Origin of the sequence: Desulfovibrio sp. 86, from assembly GCF_902702915.1 — a bacterium.
In the GTDB taxonomy this organism is placed as follows: Bacteria; Desulfobacterota; Desulfovibrionia; order Desulfovibrionales; family Desulfovibrionaceae; genus Desulfovibrio.
In genome coordinates, this window is record NZ_LR738849.1 from 65,918 (window position 1) to 81,029 (window position 15,112).

The 15,112-nt window shown below is 56.4% G+C and carries 12 protein-coding genes; 6 read left to right on the top strand and 6 right to left on the bottom strand.

What is annotated here, in order from left to right; genetic code table 11:
- Positions 1–4 precede the first annotated feature (4 nt).
- From DESU86_RS00280 to ettA, 3 genes are all read right to left on the bottom strand, one after another.
- A complete protein-coding gene (locus DESU86_RS00280; RefSeq protein WP_179979225.1) occupies positions 5–655 on the bottom strand; it encodes an HAD family hydrolase in 651 nt (216 codons plus the stop codon).
- A 106-nt stretch (positions 656–761) separates the two neighbouring features.
- Positions 762–2,261, bottom strand: a complete 1,500-nt coding sequence (locus tag DESU86_RS00285; protein ID WP_232088197.1) for a DUF4139 domain-containing protein — start codon at positions 2,259–2,261, stop codon at positions 762–764.
- A gap of 151 nt (positions 2,262–2,412) precedes the next feature.
- Positions 2,413–4,095: an energy-dependent translational throttle protein EttA gene (gene ettA, locus DESU86_RS00290; RefSeq protein ID WP_179979227.1), complete on the bottom strand. Its 1,683-nt coding sequence runs from the start codon at positions 4,093–4,095 to the stop codon at positions 2,413–2,415.
- Positions 4,096–4,365: 270 nt separating this feature from the next.
- On the opposite strand from ettA, the gene DESU86_RS00295 reads away from it, so the two are divergent.
- The 6 genes from DESU86_RS00295 to pgl all read left to right on the top strand — a co-directional run bounded on the left by DESU86_RS00295 (position 4,366) and on the right by pgl (position 10,696).
- A complete protein-coding gene (locus DESU86_RS00295; RefSeq protein WP_232088198.1) occupies positions 4,366–5,319 on the top strand; it encodes a bile acid:sodium symporter family protein in 954 nt (317 codons plus the stop codon).
- Between the two features lie 9 nt (positions 5,320–5,328).
- Positions 5,329–6,558, top strand: a complete 1,230-nt coding sequence (locus DESU86_RS00300) for an aromatic amino acid transport family protein (RefSeq protein ID WP_179979228.1) — start codon at positions 5,329–5,331, stop codon at positions 6,556–6,558.
- Between the two features lie 13 nt (positions 6,559–6,571).
- Entirely contained in the window at positions 6,572–6,952 is a 381-nt protein-coding gene (locus DESU86_RS00305) for a RidA family protein (RefSeq protein WP_179979229.1), read from the top strand.
- Positions 6,953–7,848: 896 nt separating this feature from the next.
- Positions 7,849–8,607: a class I SAM-dependent methyltransferase gene (locus DESU86_RS00310; protein WP_179979230.1), complete on the top strand. Its 759-nt coding sequence runs from the start codon at positions 7,849–7,851 to the stop codon at positions 8,605–8,607.
- 78 nt (positions 8,608–8,685) lie between these two features.
- Positions 8,686–9,669: a translation initiation factor IF-2 gene (locus tag DESU86_RS00315; RefSeq protein ID WP_179979231.1), complete on the top strand. Its 984-nt coding sequence runs from the start codon at positions 8,686–8,688 to the stop codon at positions 9,667–9,669.
- Positions 9,670–9,949: 280 nt separating this feature from the next.
- A complete protein-coding gene (gene pgl, locus DESU86_RS00320; RefSeq protein WP_179979232.1) occupies positions 9,950–10,696 on the top strand; it encodes a 6-phosphogluconolactonase in 747 nt (248 codons plus the stop codon).
- 320 nt (positions 10,697–11,016) lie between these two features.
- Here pgl and gatB read toward each other — a convergent pair whose 3' ends face one another.
- Genes gatB through DESU86_RS00335 form a run of 3 tightly spaced genes read right to left on the bottom strand, consistent with a single transcriptional unit; the run spans position 11,017 to position 15,094 of the window.
- Positions 11,017–12,453 carry an Asp-tRNA(Asn)/Glu-tRNA(Gln) amidotransferase subunit GatB gene (gatB, locus tag DESU86_RS00325; RefSeq protein ID WP_179979233.1) on the bottom strand — a complete coding sequence of 479 codons (1,437 nt, stop codon included), beginning with the start codon at positions 12,451–12,453 and terminating at the stop codon, positions 11,017–11,019.
- 26 nt (positions 12,454–12,479) lie between these two features.
- Entirely contained in the window at positions 12,480–14,225 is a 1,746-nt protein-coding gene (locus tag DESU86_RS00330) for an ARMT1-like domain-containing protein (RefSeq protein ID WP_179979234.1), read from the bottom strand.
- Positions 14,222–15,094 (bottom strand): NAD(+)/NADH kinase, encoded by an 873-nt coding sequence (locus DESU86_RS00335; RefSeq protein ID WP_179979235.1) that lies wholly within the window; start codon positions 15,092–15,094, stop codon positions 14,222–14,224. Before DESU86_RS00335 ends, DESU86_RS00330 begins: the two co-directional genes overlap by 4 nt.
- Positions 15,095–15,112: the final 18 nt, after the last annotated feature.

Consider the following 15,112-nt stretch of genomic DNA (forward strand, 5'->3'; position numbering starts at 1 on the left):
CCCATCACTCTCCGGTCAATAACTTCCGCAGCGCCTTCACATCGCGGCATATCTGATCCGCGCCAGCCTTTTTCAGCTCCTCTTCGGACCCATAGCCATATAAAACGGCGGCGCAGGGCATGCCCACTTCATGCGCTCCAAGCACGTCGTACTTGCGATCGCCAACCATCAGGCAGTCTTCTGACGGCGTAATGCCGAGAGTCTCGCAGGCGTAACGCAGGACTGCGGGTTTGTCGGTGCGCGTTCCCTTGAGTTGCGCCCCAGCAATGCAGGTAAAATAGTGCGTCAGGTCAAAGTGCTCTATGATGCGCACGGCAAAGGATTCCGGCTTGGAGGTTGCCAGGGCGAGAATGTGCCCGTTTTCCGCCAGTTGGCGCAAGAGATCTGCAACGCCGTCATACAGGCGGGCCTCAAAAAGGCCCTGCTCCCCGTAATATTCTCTGTACTTGGCGACCACCTGTTCAATTTTTTCAGGATCTCCGGGAAAAAACTGTGCAAACGAATCCCGGAGCGGCGGGCCGATAAAGGGGATCAGGCTTTCTTTTGAGGCGGAGATATTGAAAGACTCCAGCGCGTACTGCACAGCGCGAATGATGCCCTGCGCCGAATCGGTGATGGTGCCGTCAAGGTCAAAAAAAATAGGGTTAAATTTCACGTGATTTTGCTCCTCGCTAAACCGTTTACGCGCCGTTTCGTGGTTGTAAAAGCCGCCCTGCCATGACAGGGCGGCTTTTCCGTTATGAATTACCCATGCGGAGGCATTAGGGAATATCACTGATCATCGGTATTTCTTTGGATGAGGTGATGGTCACGGAATGCTTGACCTCGGCCTTGCCGTCGCCGGGCACGTCAACATTCCACAGCAGCATCTGTTCATCCGGCACCTGCTGCGAGGGTGGCGCGTCGTTGTAGGTGACCGTGACGCCCTGATCAACGATCATCGGCATGGGCCGCTCAAGACGGACGCTGACCGGATTCTTGTGCGTATTGGTCAGTACGTATGTCCAGGCCCAGGTCCACGTACGGCTCTTTTCAAGGAAACCGCTTTCGCCGCGACGTCTGCTGTTCACAATGACGTTTATGTGCACGCGCGGGTCAGGCCCGAAATACAGAGTTGCCTCTCCCCCGCGCGGGGTGAAGAAGCCTTGGCCGACGCCCTGGCCATCCACGCAAAACTCTGCGGAACCATCAGGCCAGGATTGCTCTGCAGGCAGGGTATACTTGCCCATGAGCCACACGCGACTGTCGCCTGTGGTGGGGCGGGCCAGCCATTGCAGGGAGGTTTTCCACATGTCTTCAACAATGAGCAGACGGGAGCGCCCTTCGGGCAGGCCGCGCACGGCAAGGCTCCAGCGGGCGAACACGGCGCTGCTGTCGTGCACCACAGGGGGCGCCATGGGGGCGGCGTCAGCATCGGCCGCCATCATCATGGCCCGACCGGCGGCCTGACGTGCCACCGGGGCAGGCATGGGAGCAGGCGTGGCCTGTGAATCAACGACCCATTTTCTCAGCTTTGCAGGTTCGCGCGGCCCTTCACCTCTCGAAATAAGGGTAATCTGGGCGTTTTGCCAATCAATGCCCGAAAGTTGCCAGATTTCAGCCATCAGGCGAACGGCGGTTTCATTGCTCTTGCCATTGCCGGTTTTTGCGTCAAAAGAATATACAGGCCGCCAGCCACAATTTTGCAATTGATAGCTGTATGTTACCTTAAGGTTTTTATCCTTGATGGGTTTGCGCAGAGCAATGGTGACGCGCTGTCCCATCTCCGGGCTCAGGGGCAACTGGTCCAGTTGCTGACGCAGTGTTTCCAGACGGCTTACAAGATTGGCCTGCTCGATGATCAGGCCGGGGATTGCGCCCTCCTGCCGCTTTTCCCGCTGGACAAGGTCCTGGTAGGAACTGCTGACAGGCGGACTTTGCCACAGCGCCAACTGGGCCTTGAGCGCGGCAAGCCTGCCGTTGACTTCGTTAATCTCCGTTGTCAGGTCTTCACGCATGGCGGCAAGATGCCCCTTGCGCTCCAAAGCCTGGGGAAAGGTCGTCCAACGGGCGATGACGTGCCCCGGCACATTGATCTGCAGATCTTCAGCGCCGCCCGGCAGCACAAAGCTTAAAACGCCCATATCATCATTCATGACAACGGGCAGGGTTTCTTCAACCTGAACCTGGCCGCCAGAAGGCGAGAGAATGACGGACACCGGACTTGTCGGCGCGGTGGCGGCAATTTTTCCGGGGACAGCCCAGGCGCCGCCAGTGGCCATAAGAGTTACCAAGAGACTCAAGACCAGGATGCGCGCACTGTCTGAAAAATTACAGCGGCGAAAAGGGTCTTGCAGATTTTTCCATTTATGCATCTGCCCTCCACAAGAGCCTGCCCCCCCGCGCCGGGCAGCCGACGCGGGGGGGAGGCGTTTATCGTGTCAGTTTACGGAATTTGAGGCGGTGCGGCGTGTCGGCATCTTTGCCGAGCCGCTTTTTGCGGTCATCATCATAATCTGAATAGTTGCCTTCGACAAAAACCACGTTGGCATCGTCTTCAAAGGCCATAATGTGCGTGGCCACCCTGTCAAGGAACCAGCGATCATGGCTGATCACCAGCACGCAGCCCGCAAAGTTGTCCAGCGCGTCTTCAAGGGCGCGCATGGTGTTGACGTCAATATCGTTGGTGGGTTCGTCAAGCAGCAGCACGTTGGCCCCGGACTTGAGCATGCGCGCCAGATGCAGCCGGTTACGTTCACCGCCGGAGAGCACTTCGACCTTTTTTTGCTGATCCGCCCCGTGGAAGTTGAAACGGGTGCAGTACGCGCGGGCGTTGACCTCGCGGTTGCCAAGCTTTATGGCCTCCGCCCCGTCGCTGATGAGCTCGTACACGGTTTTTCCGGGCGTAAGGGATTCACGCCCCTGATCAACGTAGGCGAACTGTACGGTTTCTCCAACCTTGAGCGTGCCGGAATCAGGCTTTTCCTGACCGACCAGCATCTTGAAAAGCGTTGTTTTACCTGCGCCGTTGGGGCCAACGATGCCCACAATGGCTCCTGGCGGAATGATGGCGTTCACGCCGTCCATCAGCATGCGGTCGCCCATGGCCTTGCTGATGCCGTCAATTTCAATAACGCTCTTGCCGAGTCGCGGTCCCGGCGGAATATAGATTTCAAGGTCTGGCGCACGCTTTTCACTCTCGTGCGAAAGCATGGCCTCATAGGCGTTAAGTCGGGCCTTGCCTTTGGCGTGCCGCCCCTTGGGAGACATCCTCACCCACTCCAACTCGCGTTGCAGGGTTTTCTGCCGTTCGGCTTCTGATTTTTCTTCGTGGGCAAGGCGTTTTTGCTTTTGCTCAAGCCAGGACGAATAGTTGCCCTTCCAGGGAATGCCCCGCCCGCGATCCAGTTCGAGAATCCAGCCCGCCACATTATCAAGGAAGTAACGGTCATGCGTGACGGCGATAACTGTGCCGGGAAAAGTGGAGAGATAGCGTTCAAGCCAGGCCACGGACTCCGCGTCCAGGTGGTTGGTGGGCTCGTCCAGCAGCAGAATATCAGGATTTTGCAGCAGCAGACGGCACAGTGCGACACGGCGGCGCTCGCCGCCGGAAATCTGGGGCACGGGCATGTCGCCGGGGGGACACCGCAGGGCATCCATGGCCATTTCAAGCCGGGAATCCAGATCCCAGATATTCTTGGCGTCCATAAGTTCCTGCACTTCAGCCTGCCGCGTGATCAGCGCGTCCATTTCGTCCGGCTCCATGGGCTCGGAGAACTTGGCGTTGATCTCTTCAAACTGGCGGGCAATGGCGGTCAGATCGCTGACGCCGTCCTCAACCACCTCGCGCACGGTACGCGTTTCACTGGAAAGGGGCTCCTGCTCCAGATAACCTATGGTGTGGCCCGGGGCGAGGACAGTCTTGCCGTCGTAGGCCTGGTCCACGCCAGCCAGGATTCGCAGCAGGCTGGATTTGCCCGCGCCGTTCAACCCAAGCACGCCAATTTTGGCCCCATAAAAATAGGAGAGGGAAATGTCTTTAAGCACTTCCTTCTGGCCGTGGCGCTTGGTCACGCGGATCATTGAATAAATAATCTTGTCTGGTTCGTTGCTCATGATGCTCCTCAAAATTTGGTGACGCTTTCGCCTTGCGCAGAAGTGCGACACGAAAACGCGCGCCAAATGGGCGCGTTCTTAAAGAAACAGCCTACCTGCTTGGAAGAGCTTTTACAAGTGAACTTCCTGCCGCAAGATAGGTGCGGCAGGCATGCCGCTTTGCCCAACCCTTTATTGTCAGTACCTTTTTTAGGGGGCTATTGCCAAGCCAGCACGACTCTGCCAGTATCCCCCACATGATTTGTGACGCCACAGGCGGAGGAATTTGTCTTGCTGCGTTTTGCTACTAAAATCAGCGCCGCCATCACGCGCTATATGGGTATTGTGGTTATTGCCTGTTCTGGTCTGGCCCTCTGGCGGCCAGAGATTTTTTTATGGGTGGCTCCCCACATTACCATCCTGCTGGGTTTCATCATGTTCGGCATGGGCATGACCCTGCGCCTTGACGACTTCAGTCATATTATAGTCAGCCCTGGCCGGATTTTTTGGGGCATTGCGGCGCAGTTCGTCATAATGGGCCTGCTGGCCTTCATTCTTTGCCACCTGTGTTCCCTGCCGCCGGATATGGCCATGGGGCTCATTCTTGTGGGCGCTGCTCCCGGGGGCACGGCTTCCAACGTTCTTGCCTATATCGCCAAGGGTGACGTACCCTACGCGGTAACCCTGACATCAGCGGGCACGTTTCTTTCTCTCATCCTCATGCCCCTGATTACTTGGCTCTTGGGCGGCGTATGGATCCCTGTGGACATATGGGGACTCATGGCCTCCATCAGCAAGATTGTTGTGGTTCCTGTTCTGCTGGGCATTGTGGCCCACAGCTTTTGCGGAAGACTGACAAAAAGCGCTCTCCCATTTCTTCCCCTGTTTTCAGCGCTGACCATCACCCTTGTGGTGGCCGGAATCCTGGCCATAAACGCCGAAAATATCCTGCGGGCCGGCTTTGACATTATGGTGGCCGTCATATGCCTCAATCTTGCGGGCCTCGCGGCAGGAAGCCTTTTGGCCCGGTTCCGGCGCTTTGACACAGGCATGGGACGGACCCTCTGCATTTCTGTGGGCACCAAGAATTCCGGACTTGCCACCGCCCTGGCGCTGGCGCACTTTTCTCCCACGGCGGCCATTGCCGGCGCTTTGTACAGCGTCTGGCAAAACATTTCGGGCGCGCTGCTCGCAAACTATTTCCACACCCGCCACCCTCAAATCCCCCCGACCAAGGATACATAAGGATCAATAATGAATTTTCGCCTTCCCCCCGTGCTTGGCGGCTCGACCCTTGTGGCCGGAACGGCCATTGGCGCTGGCATGCTGGCCCTGCCAATGGCTTCGGCAGGAATGTGGTTTTTCTGGTCTATTGGCCTCATGCTGCTTTCATGGCTCGTCATGTTGCGTTCAAGTCAGGCGCTGCTGGAAGTAAGCCTGCACTTTGAACCTGGCCATAGCTTTCACACCATCGTACGGGAGTTGCTCGGGCCACGGTGGAGCCTCGCCAACGGCTGCGCGGTGGCCTTTGTGCTGTATACCCTGATTTATGCCTATGTCAGCGGCGGCGGCTCAATTATTGAGCAGAGCTTCAATTCCATAACCGGCAGTGTGCCGTCGCGACCGCTTGCAAGCCTCGCTTTCGCCCTGCTGCTTACTTTCTTCATCTGGTGGAGCTCCAAGGCGGTAGACAGGTTTTCCATTCTGCTTGTGGGCGGCATGGTCATAACCTATCTTTTTTCCATCAGCGGCATGATGACGCACCTGCGACCGGACGTCCTGACGGACAGCCGGGGCACTGGCGGAGAAATGATTTTTCTGTGGGGGGCTGTATCCACCTACCTGACGTCATTCTGTTTTCACGCCTCCGTTCCAAGCCTGGTAAAATATATGGGCAAGGAGCCGCGCACCATCAACGCAAGCCTGCGGTATGGAACCATCGTGGCCCTGGTTTGCTATATTTCATGGCTGACAGCGGCGGATGGCAACATTTCGCGTGAAGACTTCAAGGCCGTCATAGCCGCTGGCGGCAATGTCGGCGACCTCATGGGCGCGGCAGGAGAGAGCATTGGCAGCTTTTTCATCCTGCGGATGCTTGAAAGCTTTTCTCTGCTGGCTGTGGCCACATCCTTTCTTGGTGCGGGTTTGGGACTTTTTGACTATATGGCTGACCTGTGCAAATTTGATGACAGCCGCTCCGGCCGCTCCAAGACGCTTCTGGTCACATTTGCTCCGCCCATTGTTGGCGGCATCATATGGCCGGACGGTTTTTTGCCTGCCATTGGCTGGGCCGGGCTGGCGTCGGCGTTCTGGGCCGTCATTGTGCCAGCTCTTTTACTGGCCGCTGGCCGCAAAAAATTCGCAAGCAGCGGCTACGTCACGCCTGGCGGAAGGCTCACTGCGCCCATGCTGCTCTTATACGGCTGCTTTGTAGCTATTTGTCATACACTTTTTGTCTTCAATCTTTTACCCATGTATCGCTGATAAGGAGCATAACATGAACAAGCAAGTCGTCAGCACTCCCAAAGCCCCTGCCGCCGTTGGCCCGTACAGCCAGGCCATCAAAACCGGGAATCTCATGTTTCTTTCCGGCCAGGTGCCCATTGATCCTGCCACGGGTAAGCTGGTGGAGGGCGATGCTGCGGCACAAGCCGCCCAGAGCTGCAAAAACGTACTGGCCATCCTTGAATCGCAGGGCATGACAGCGGCCAACCTGGTGAAAGTCACTGTGTTTATCACTGACATCACCACGTTTGGATCTGTCAATGAAGTCTACAAGCAGTATATCACTGACCCCTGCCCGGCGCGCTCCTGCGTCGAAGTCAGCGCACTTCCCCTTGGCGCTAAAGTGGAAATTGAAGCTATTGCCGCCTTTTAAACTTTTTTGCTGAACGGATTTGTGTGGCGGGGAACGCGGACGCGCCCCGCCATCTTTCATCTTCAGCGTTTTTTCCGTAGTGTGTGCTTGAAACGCTTTTTACTGGTTCCTGATGTTTGACAGGTTTTTCTTGCCATTTTGGCCGCTTTGCAAAATAGTGACCCAATAAACAGTTAGAGCAATTTCACTTTGAAATTGCTCTGGCGGTTGCGTGAGCAGACGCCCGCCGCAAAGGCGCAAGCGCAGCGTCAGCCGCGAAGACAGCACCGCTGTTTTTTGCGCGGCTACGCGCCGAAGCGGGTGTCTTGTAAGCATTGCTTCAGGCGTTGTGACGCAGGAAGCTACGGATGCTTCAACCGTTGTGCCGCAGGCTTAAAGCGTTGTGACGCAGGCTTAAAGCGTTGTGACGCAGGAAACTACGCTTGAAGACAGCATGCGTAACGAGACAGCTTGTTCCATACAATCGCTGTCGCCATCCGTAGCGATGCTGTCCTGCCCCGTAGGGCGGTTCCCGCCAACGGTTCAGGCAAGCCCTTCGGGCAACGGCTGCCGCGAAACTACGCTTGAAGACAGCATGCGTAACGAGACAGCTTGTTCCATACAATCGCTGTCGCCATCCGTAGCGATGCTGTCCTGCCCCGTAGGGCGGTTCCCGCCAACGGTTCAGGCAAGCCCTTCGGGCAACGGCTGCCGCGAAACTACGCTTGAAGACAGCATGCGTAACGAGACAGCATGTTCCATACAATCGCTGTCGCCATCCGTAGCGATGCTGTCCTGCCCCGTAAGGCGGTTCCCGCCAACGGTTCAGGCAAGCCTGCAGAAGTGGGCAACGGCTACCGCGAGAATGGATATTCTCAATGCGAAAATGCTATATTGACACAGAGAAGGCAGGTCGCATGAAGTGGTGGAATGGGAACATCAAGGGCACTTCTGCCCTGAGCAAGCAGCAAAATCTGTTGCAGCAATGTTTGGCAAGTTGGCCACGCAGAGGAAAAACCCTGCTGGAAATCAACTGCGGCCAAGGGGCATTTTCGCCCTTGCTGTGGGAATGCGGCTTTGATCTGACCGTCACTGAATTACACCCAGAACAGCGGACGCAAACTGCGGCAGTTATGGGCGCACGTGCAGAAATACTGGCTGCGGCCGACGATTATTTGCCATTTGAAGATGATTTTTTTGACTGCGCGGTGCTGCATCTTGCCGCAGGCGACACGAAAAAAATCGACGCTGCGGTGCATGAGGCTTTGCGCGTTTCCTCCAGAGGCATCGCGGTTACCTTTTGGAACAGCATGTCTTTGGCATACGCTCTGCACCGCCTTCAGGGCAGCAAGTCGCCCTGGCCCGGCCCGCCCCATAGCTGGTGGCAGGTTTGGCGCATCATCAGAAGCGCCAACATGGGGAAACTCTGCGGCATGAGCACGCTGAACGGACCTCGCAAATCCTGGGGCTGCACCTGCCCCTTGAGCTGCTTCACACGCAGGCTGCGTATGCCCTTCGGAGCCTGGGGCATCATACGTGTTGATTTGGAACCCGCACGCACTGTTACCCCCATGCCGCTCAAGGTTAAGCGTCACCGTTTGCGCAACCCGGAACCGGCACTGGAGTGCGGTTCAAAAAACTCATTGGATTCGCGTCAGGCGTCCTTGCGTGGGTAACTCATGAATTTTCCATTTATCCCTAAAATAGTGGCCTTTGCCCGACAGCATACGCTGGCGCTGGCCGCCGCCGTGCTGGTGCTTATTGTCTTTGTGGTAAGCTTCAGCGGATGGCGTTATTACCAATATCGCCAATCCAGCCAATATGCTTATGAGATTTTGCGAGACGCGCTGAAAACGGGCGACACCGAAACCATTGCTGAGCTGGTGGATTTCAATTCGCTTTCACGCGGCCTGGCCAAGGATCTGGCGCAAAATTACCCTTTCCTTAAAGCGGGGGCAGATCAGGAACGACAGATCGGCGACATGATCCAAACGGCCTTGCTCAAACAAAGCCGCACCAAGCAAGAACCGGTCAAGGATGAACCTGATCTCAAGATACGACTGAAAACTGCCCTTTATGCCTTGCCCCCGGATTTTCTCGCACAACTGGCCTCATCCCTCAGCCTGCAACCCCCCAACGACGGCACGGCATTGCTGACCGCCAAGGTACGGCATCCGCTTTTGGATAAAAATTTCCTGCTTATTCTGCGCATGGATCAAACGCCAACGGGGTGGCGCGTACGCCAACTGGTGAACAGCCCCGAACTGGTGCGCCAGTTCCGTGAGGCGCAGGTGGAGCGCATGACGGCCCAGCGTCAGATGATACTGGACAAAAATGCCGCCACCGAAAAACGCATGAAGGAACTTTTCCCGCTCCAGCCCTGTTCGGCCAGCGCCGGACTTATTTCTGACGGCAGTACCCTGCTCGTCGTTGTGCATGTTCTTGCGCGCGACATAGGCACTGTCAGCGTCAACAACATGAATCTTTTTACTGAATTAAGCTCTGCTACAGGTGAGCTTTTACTGACTCGCTATCTGAATGCTGTTCAGCCCACCCACCCGGGTGAAGACTTTGAACGCAACTGGACAATAGAACTGGATGGCAACAGTGAACTCGGGCGTCGCGTTTTGAACGGCCAGCCCCTGCAGTGCAAGGGCGCCTGGAAAACCCTGGGACTTGATAACGGCGAAGTGCTGCATATTTCAGAAGCACCGGCGCCGATTGAAGAATTTCAATAATCGCGGCACACTGTTGACACAAATAGGACTTTTCTCTCCTGTGCTTCTGTGCCATAATAAGAGTTGTTGTTCCGGCCCGTCTGGAACCAGCACCAGGCAATATGAGACTGACGCGGTCACGAGCGCGTCAGAAATATAGATTTTCTGCCGTACCGCTTCGCCTGCCCGAAAAGCCGGGTTCCCAGCGCTACTGCGGCTACTGTTATGCAGGCAAATTCTCGCAGAACGGCCTGGGCACACGCCGGGCCGTTCCCATCGTCAACTTTGAAGGAGCCGCCACATGTCGGGCCTCAGCCGATCCATCCATCTCACGGTACATATTCATAAAGATCCGGCCGCCATGGCTGAACGCGCCGCGCATATCCTTGCTGCCGCGTGCGAAGAAGCCGTTGCCGACAGAGGCGTTTTTCGCTTAGCCCTTTCTGGCGGTCAGACGCCGATTCCACTTTTCCGCCTGCTGGCAGGAGATGACTGGGCTGACCGGCTGCCGTGGGATAAAATGAGTATTTTCTGGGTGGATGAACGCTGTGTCGGGCCTGAGCATGCCGACAGCAATTACGGCCTGGCCCGTAAGGAATTGTTGAGCTATGTTCCCGCCACGCACTTTTATCGCATGCGCGGTGAGGAAGACCCTGTTAAGGCTGCCGCCAAGTATGAAAATCAACTTCGCACAGAATTTGATCTTGGCCCGCAGGAGATGCCCCGCTTTGACTTTGTGCTGCTCGGCATGGGCGAAGACGGCCATACTGGCTCCATCTTTCCCAATTCTCCGGCCCTGGCCGAAAAAAAACGTCTCGTCATTGACCAGTATGTGCCCGAACGCAAGGCAGATCGGCTCACATTGACGCTTCCGGTTATCAACAATGCCCGGTGCTGCATGTTTCTTGTGACCGGGGCGGAAAAGCACGCTGTTCTTTCACGTGCGCTCGACCTTCTGGCCCCCCCCACCTTGCCTGCGCAAATGGTGCGGCCCGGCTTTGGCGATCTTGTGTGGGTTGTTGATGAGGCGGCAGCCACCGGCGTGTAATGCCAGCCAGCGCGCCTGGGCACTTTTTCGTTACCCCCCTCCAGACCGATCATCTCTGAAAGCAAAAACAAGGCCCCTTGCATGCAAGGGGCCTTGTTTTGTCATGACAAAGCACGAACACAAACAGCCTGAGCATTGTGACGTTGAAAAGGGGGAGAGGCTTCAGGCATTTCTGCCCCCGCTCCAAACCTGAAAATTCGTTGTAGTAACTAAAACACAATAAGAGTTTTAGGGGGTGGGGGCGTGGGGGAGGAGACCCTTTTGCAAAAGGGTCCCTCCCCCACAAAGCCTTTCCCACAAACATTTCACCGTGGCATGCTCTACTGCAGTTTTTTCGCCAGCAGTTCGTTCACAAGGGCGGGGTTGGCCTTGCCCTTGGTGGCGCGCATGATCTGGCCCACAAAGAAACTTATGAGTTTGGTCTTGCCGCCCTTGAACGCTTCCACTTCAGAGGGATTGGCGGCAATGACGGCATCCACGGCTTCTTCAATGGCGGATGTATCGGAAATTTGCACCAGTCCCTTTTCCTTCACATAGGCTTCGGGCATGATTCCGCTTTCAAAGATGTCGCCAAAAATATCACTGGCGATCTTGGCGCTGATAAGCCCTTGATCCACAATGCGCGCCAGTTCGGCAAGGGCTTCTGGCTTCATGGCCCATTGGGCCGGATCTGCGACATTGACGCCACGGGCGTGGCATTCCCGCAGCAAGGGGCCAAGCACAAAATTGGCGGCCTTGCGCGCATCATAAAGCTTGGCGGCGGCCTCAAAAAAGTCCGCCAGACCACGGCTCTGCACCAGCACTTCAATCTCGGCCTCGGGCAGGCCCGTCATCTGCGTAAAGCGAGCGGCCCTCGCCTTGGGCAATTCGGACAGTTCTTGCTTCCAACGGGCCATTTCGTCGGCAGAAATTTCCACAGGCAGAATGTCCGGGTCCGGAAAATACCGGTAGTCGTGCGCTTCTTCCTTGCTTCGCATGGACGCCGTGCTGTTCTTGACCGCGTCATAGAGACGGGTTTCCTGTACGACTTTGTCTCCATCATCCAGGACGTCCTGCTGACGGCCAATTTCATACTCAATGGCACGCTGCACATTGCGGAAGGAATTAAGGTTTTTCAGTTCCGTGCGTGTGCCGAAGGCTTCTGCTCCCACAGGGCGCAAGGAAACGTTGGCATCGCACCGGAAGCTGCCTTCTTCCATATTGCCGTCGCAGACGCCAAGATAGGTGACAATGCTGTACAGCGCCTTGAGGTAGGCCACAGCTTCGGCGGCGGAGCGCATGTCCGGCTCGGAAACGATTTCCACCAGAGGCGTGCCGGCCCTGTTGAGATCTACATAGCTGACGTTTTCGCCTTGCGCATGAATGTTCTTGCCCGCATCGTTTTCCATATGGATGCGGGTAATCCCTACTCTTTTGGTCACGCCGTCAACGGTGATATCAAGATGGCCGTGCTCGCAGATGGGCAGCTCAAATTGGGAAATCTGATACCCGGCGGGCAGATCGGGATAAAAATAATTTTTGCGTGCAAAGACGGACCGCGAATTTATGGTGCAGTCTGTGGCCAGACCTACCAGAGCGGCAAAGTGTATGGCCTGCTTGTTGGGTACAGGCAAAGAACCAGGCATGCCAGAGCAGACTTCACATACATTGGAGTTCGGCGGTTGGCCAAACGTGGTCGGGCAGGAACAGAACAGTTTGGAGGCCGTGGCCAGTTGCACATGCACTTCCAGGCCAATAACGGCTTCATAAGCGGCCATAAGTCAACTTACTCCCTCTTAGGTGATCAGCTCTGATGAGGAATGCTTGCGTCAAAGTACTTGCCCACGCCATACTCTCCCCTGCGGAAGAAAAGCCTGGCTTCAGGGCCAATGATCTGCATTTCACGGTTTTTGCCTTGCACATCCAGAGCGATGCGCATTTCCTTGGTGCAGCCGGTGGAGTACGTCGAATCCTTTCCGGACCACTGCGGGGGCACCTTACGCCCCAGAAGCGCAAAGCTTTCCTCAATATCTTCAAATGTTTGAAAGCGCCACACATCAATGAGACCGCTGCGTTGCACGCGTTCCCACATGTACATGAGGTCATCCCCGTCCATGCCTTCGATGAAGTGCTCAGCGGGGTTGATTATCAGGATATTATCCATTTTTTTGCGCAAATTGTCCACAAAGGCATGCACCAGGCTGATTGCGGTGGAGGTTTCACCGGGGATGCTGCCAATGATGCAGCTGTAGAACATAACGGGCCGCCCCTGGTCCTTGGCCTCGCGCATGTTGGCGATGATGTTTTCCGCCTGAGTGGCAATGGCTTCTTCGCTGAATTTGCGGGCCTCGCGGGCGTGCTTGCGCAGTTTGATGTGAAAACCATTGCCGTCACGCCAGTAGCAGACGATGTCGCGCGTGAACTCCTGGCTGGCGCCAAGCAGCATATCGGCGGCACGCCAACCTTTGCCGAGGATAAGGTCTGCCTCTTTCCAGGCGCGGGAAAACGTCACGGAGACACGGTACAGGTTGAGCCTTTCACGCGTGCCGTCGCCGATCACCACAAGGCGATGCTCTCGCAAATGGCGCAGCAGATCATTCTTGCTCAGTTTGTCCTGACGCAAAACAATGCCTCCGCGCAACCATGGCTTGAGCGAAGGATCGGTTTCCACATCTTCCAGTGTGGGCGCGTAAAAATAAAATCCGGATTTGACGGCAAAAATAACCTTATGCCCCATGCGGATAAGGCTTTGAACCATCACAAGGTCAAAGAGGGTGCCCCCGTCAGCGTCGCAGAGGAAAAGCACGGTGCCGGATCGCCCGGCGCTGGCCTCAAAATAAAGGCGCAGACTTTCGCAGGCAGTATACGCCTCATCCATGGCCCTGCGAATTTCTTCACTGGACGGTGTGCTTTCAAGCCAGTCGCGCGACATGGCCGAAAGACAGAGCAGGCGTGTCACTTCCGCATAGTCCATGCTGCGGCGCGCCGCAGAAATGCCGGATGGCGGCGGCCCCTTGGGCATGGCCTCAAGATTGGCCATAATCTCCGGCAAAGCCAGCACTTCAAGCTGTTGCGCCGTTGATTCCCGCCGCCTGTTTTCCCACGGATCGTCCAGCATATGCCCCTGCGCCAGCACAAGACCGGTCATCCTTTTGACCAGCCTCGATGGAATAAGGGTATGCTGCGCTATGTACTGCGAAAATCGATAGCGGCAAAATTGCAAAATACGTCTGCGTTCCGCCTTGTCGGGTACTGACGAGCGTACCAGCCGCATGATGATGCGCCATGAGCGGTTATATTGATTGCGCAGTTCCACAGAGGGGTTCTTGGCGCACAGCATGGAAAACGTGGCGTCCGAGCACGGCAGATACACCTGGTCAGGGGCAAGGTGCACCATGAAGGACATCTGTTCCGGGCTCGCTATGAGGTCAGGGTTCATACGGTACGCGATATTGTTGTCCATCAGCATGCTGTACAGCCATGCGTCAAAACGGACATCATTCCCCAGACGGATATCCCGTACCTTCATGGGGACAAGCCCTTTATTCATTGATTTTCCCCCACGCAGCTGCCCGCCGACCCCTGTAAGACAAAACCGCGGCTGCGCAGGCGTTCAAAAAACGAGGCCCCTTCACCGAGGAACTGCACGGCGCCAGACCAGCCCGAAACGCGCAACATGTCGCCCTTTTCAAGCTTCTGCCCCTCTTGCCCGTCCACCGTCAGGTAGCAGTCGGTGGAGCCGCGCAACACCTGGAGCTGGATATCCGTGTTACCGGGAAAGACCATGGGAGATATGGTATTGAGGAAAGGACAGACCGGCGTGAAGCCGATGGCATCCATTGAAGGATACAGAAGCGCGCCGCCCGCCGAGACGCTGTAGCCGGAACTGCCGACGGGCGTACACAGAATGACGCCGTCACTACGCAGGGAACCCATGCGCTGCCCGTCAGCCCATATGTCAAGACAGACCAGGCGCGACAGGGAACCGCGGCTCACAACAACGTCGTTGATGGCTGCACCTTCGGCAAGTGCCCTGCCGTTACGGGTAAGGAACCAGCGCAAGGCCATGCAGGAGCGAACGCGCTCTTGGCCTTGCAGGCACTCTTCGAGCTTTTCACGCCAGTTTTCCGGCTGGGCGTCAGTAAGAAAGCCCACGCGGCCAAAATTGATGCCCAACACAGGCACGTTGCGGCCCACAAGGCGCCGCGCAACCCCGAGCATGGTGCCGTCGCCGCCAAGCACCACCACAAAATCAAGATCATCGGCAGCATAGAAAGAAGACGCCTGCCCGGCCTCCACAACATCCGCCTGATGTCCCTGCGTTTTCAGCCATGCGCCAATTTCTTCGCCCAGCTCTGCAGCGCGTTCGTGGCGGGCCTTGCAAACCAAAAGGACGTGGCATTTGTGTTGATTTTGCATAAGTCAACAATTTACGTT

Excerpts from the sequence above, each read along its gene's own strand:
- gatB (WP_179979233.1), bottom strand. The coding sequence starts at position 12,453 with ATGGCCGCTTATGAAGCCGTTATTGGCCTGGAAGTGCATGTGCAACTG.
- ettA (WP_179979227.1), bottom strand. The coding sequence starts at position 4,095 with ATGAGCAACGAACCAGACAAGATTATTTATTCAATGATCCGCGTGACC.
- pgl (WP_179979232.1), top strand. The coding sequence starts at position 9,950 with ATGTCGGGCCTCAGCCGATCCATCCATCTCACGGTACATATTCATAAA.
- DESU86_RS00335 (WP_179979235.1), bottom strand. The coding sequence starts at position 15,094 with ATGCAAAATCAACACAAATGCCACGTCCTTTTGGTTTGCAAGGCCCGC.
- DESU86_RS00285 (WP_232088197.1), bottom strand. The coding sequence starts at position 2,261 with ATGGCCACTGGCGGCGCCTGGGCTGTCCCCGGAAAAATTGCCGCCACC.
- DESU86_RS00300 (WP_179979228.1), top strand. The coding sequence starts at position 5,329 with ATGAATTTTCGCCTTCCCCCCGTGCTTGGCGGCTCGACCCTTGTGGCC.
- DESU86_RS00310 (WP_179979230.1), top strand. The coding sequence starts at position 7,849 with ATGAAGTGGTGGAATGGGAACATCAAGGGCACTTCTGCCCTGAGCAAG.
- DESU86_RS00330 (WP_179979234.1), bottom strand. The coding sequence starts at position 14,225 with ATGAATAAAGGGCTTGTCCCCATGAAGGTACGGGATATCCGTCTGGGG.
- DESU86_RS00305 (WP_179979229.1), top strand. The coding sequence starts at position 6,572 with ATGAACAAGCAAGTCGTCAGCACTCCCAAAGCCCCTGCCGCCGTTGGC.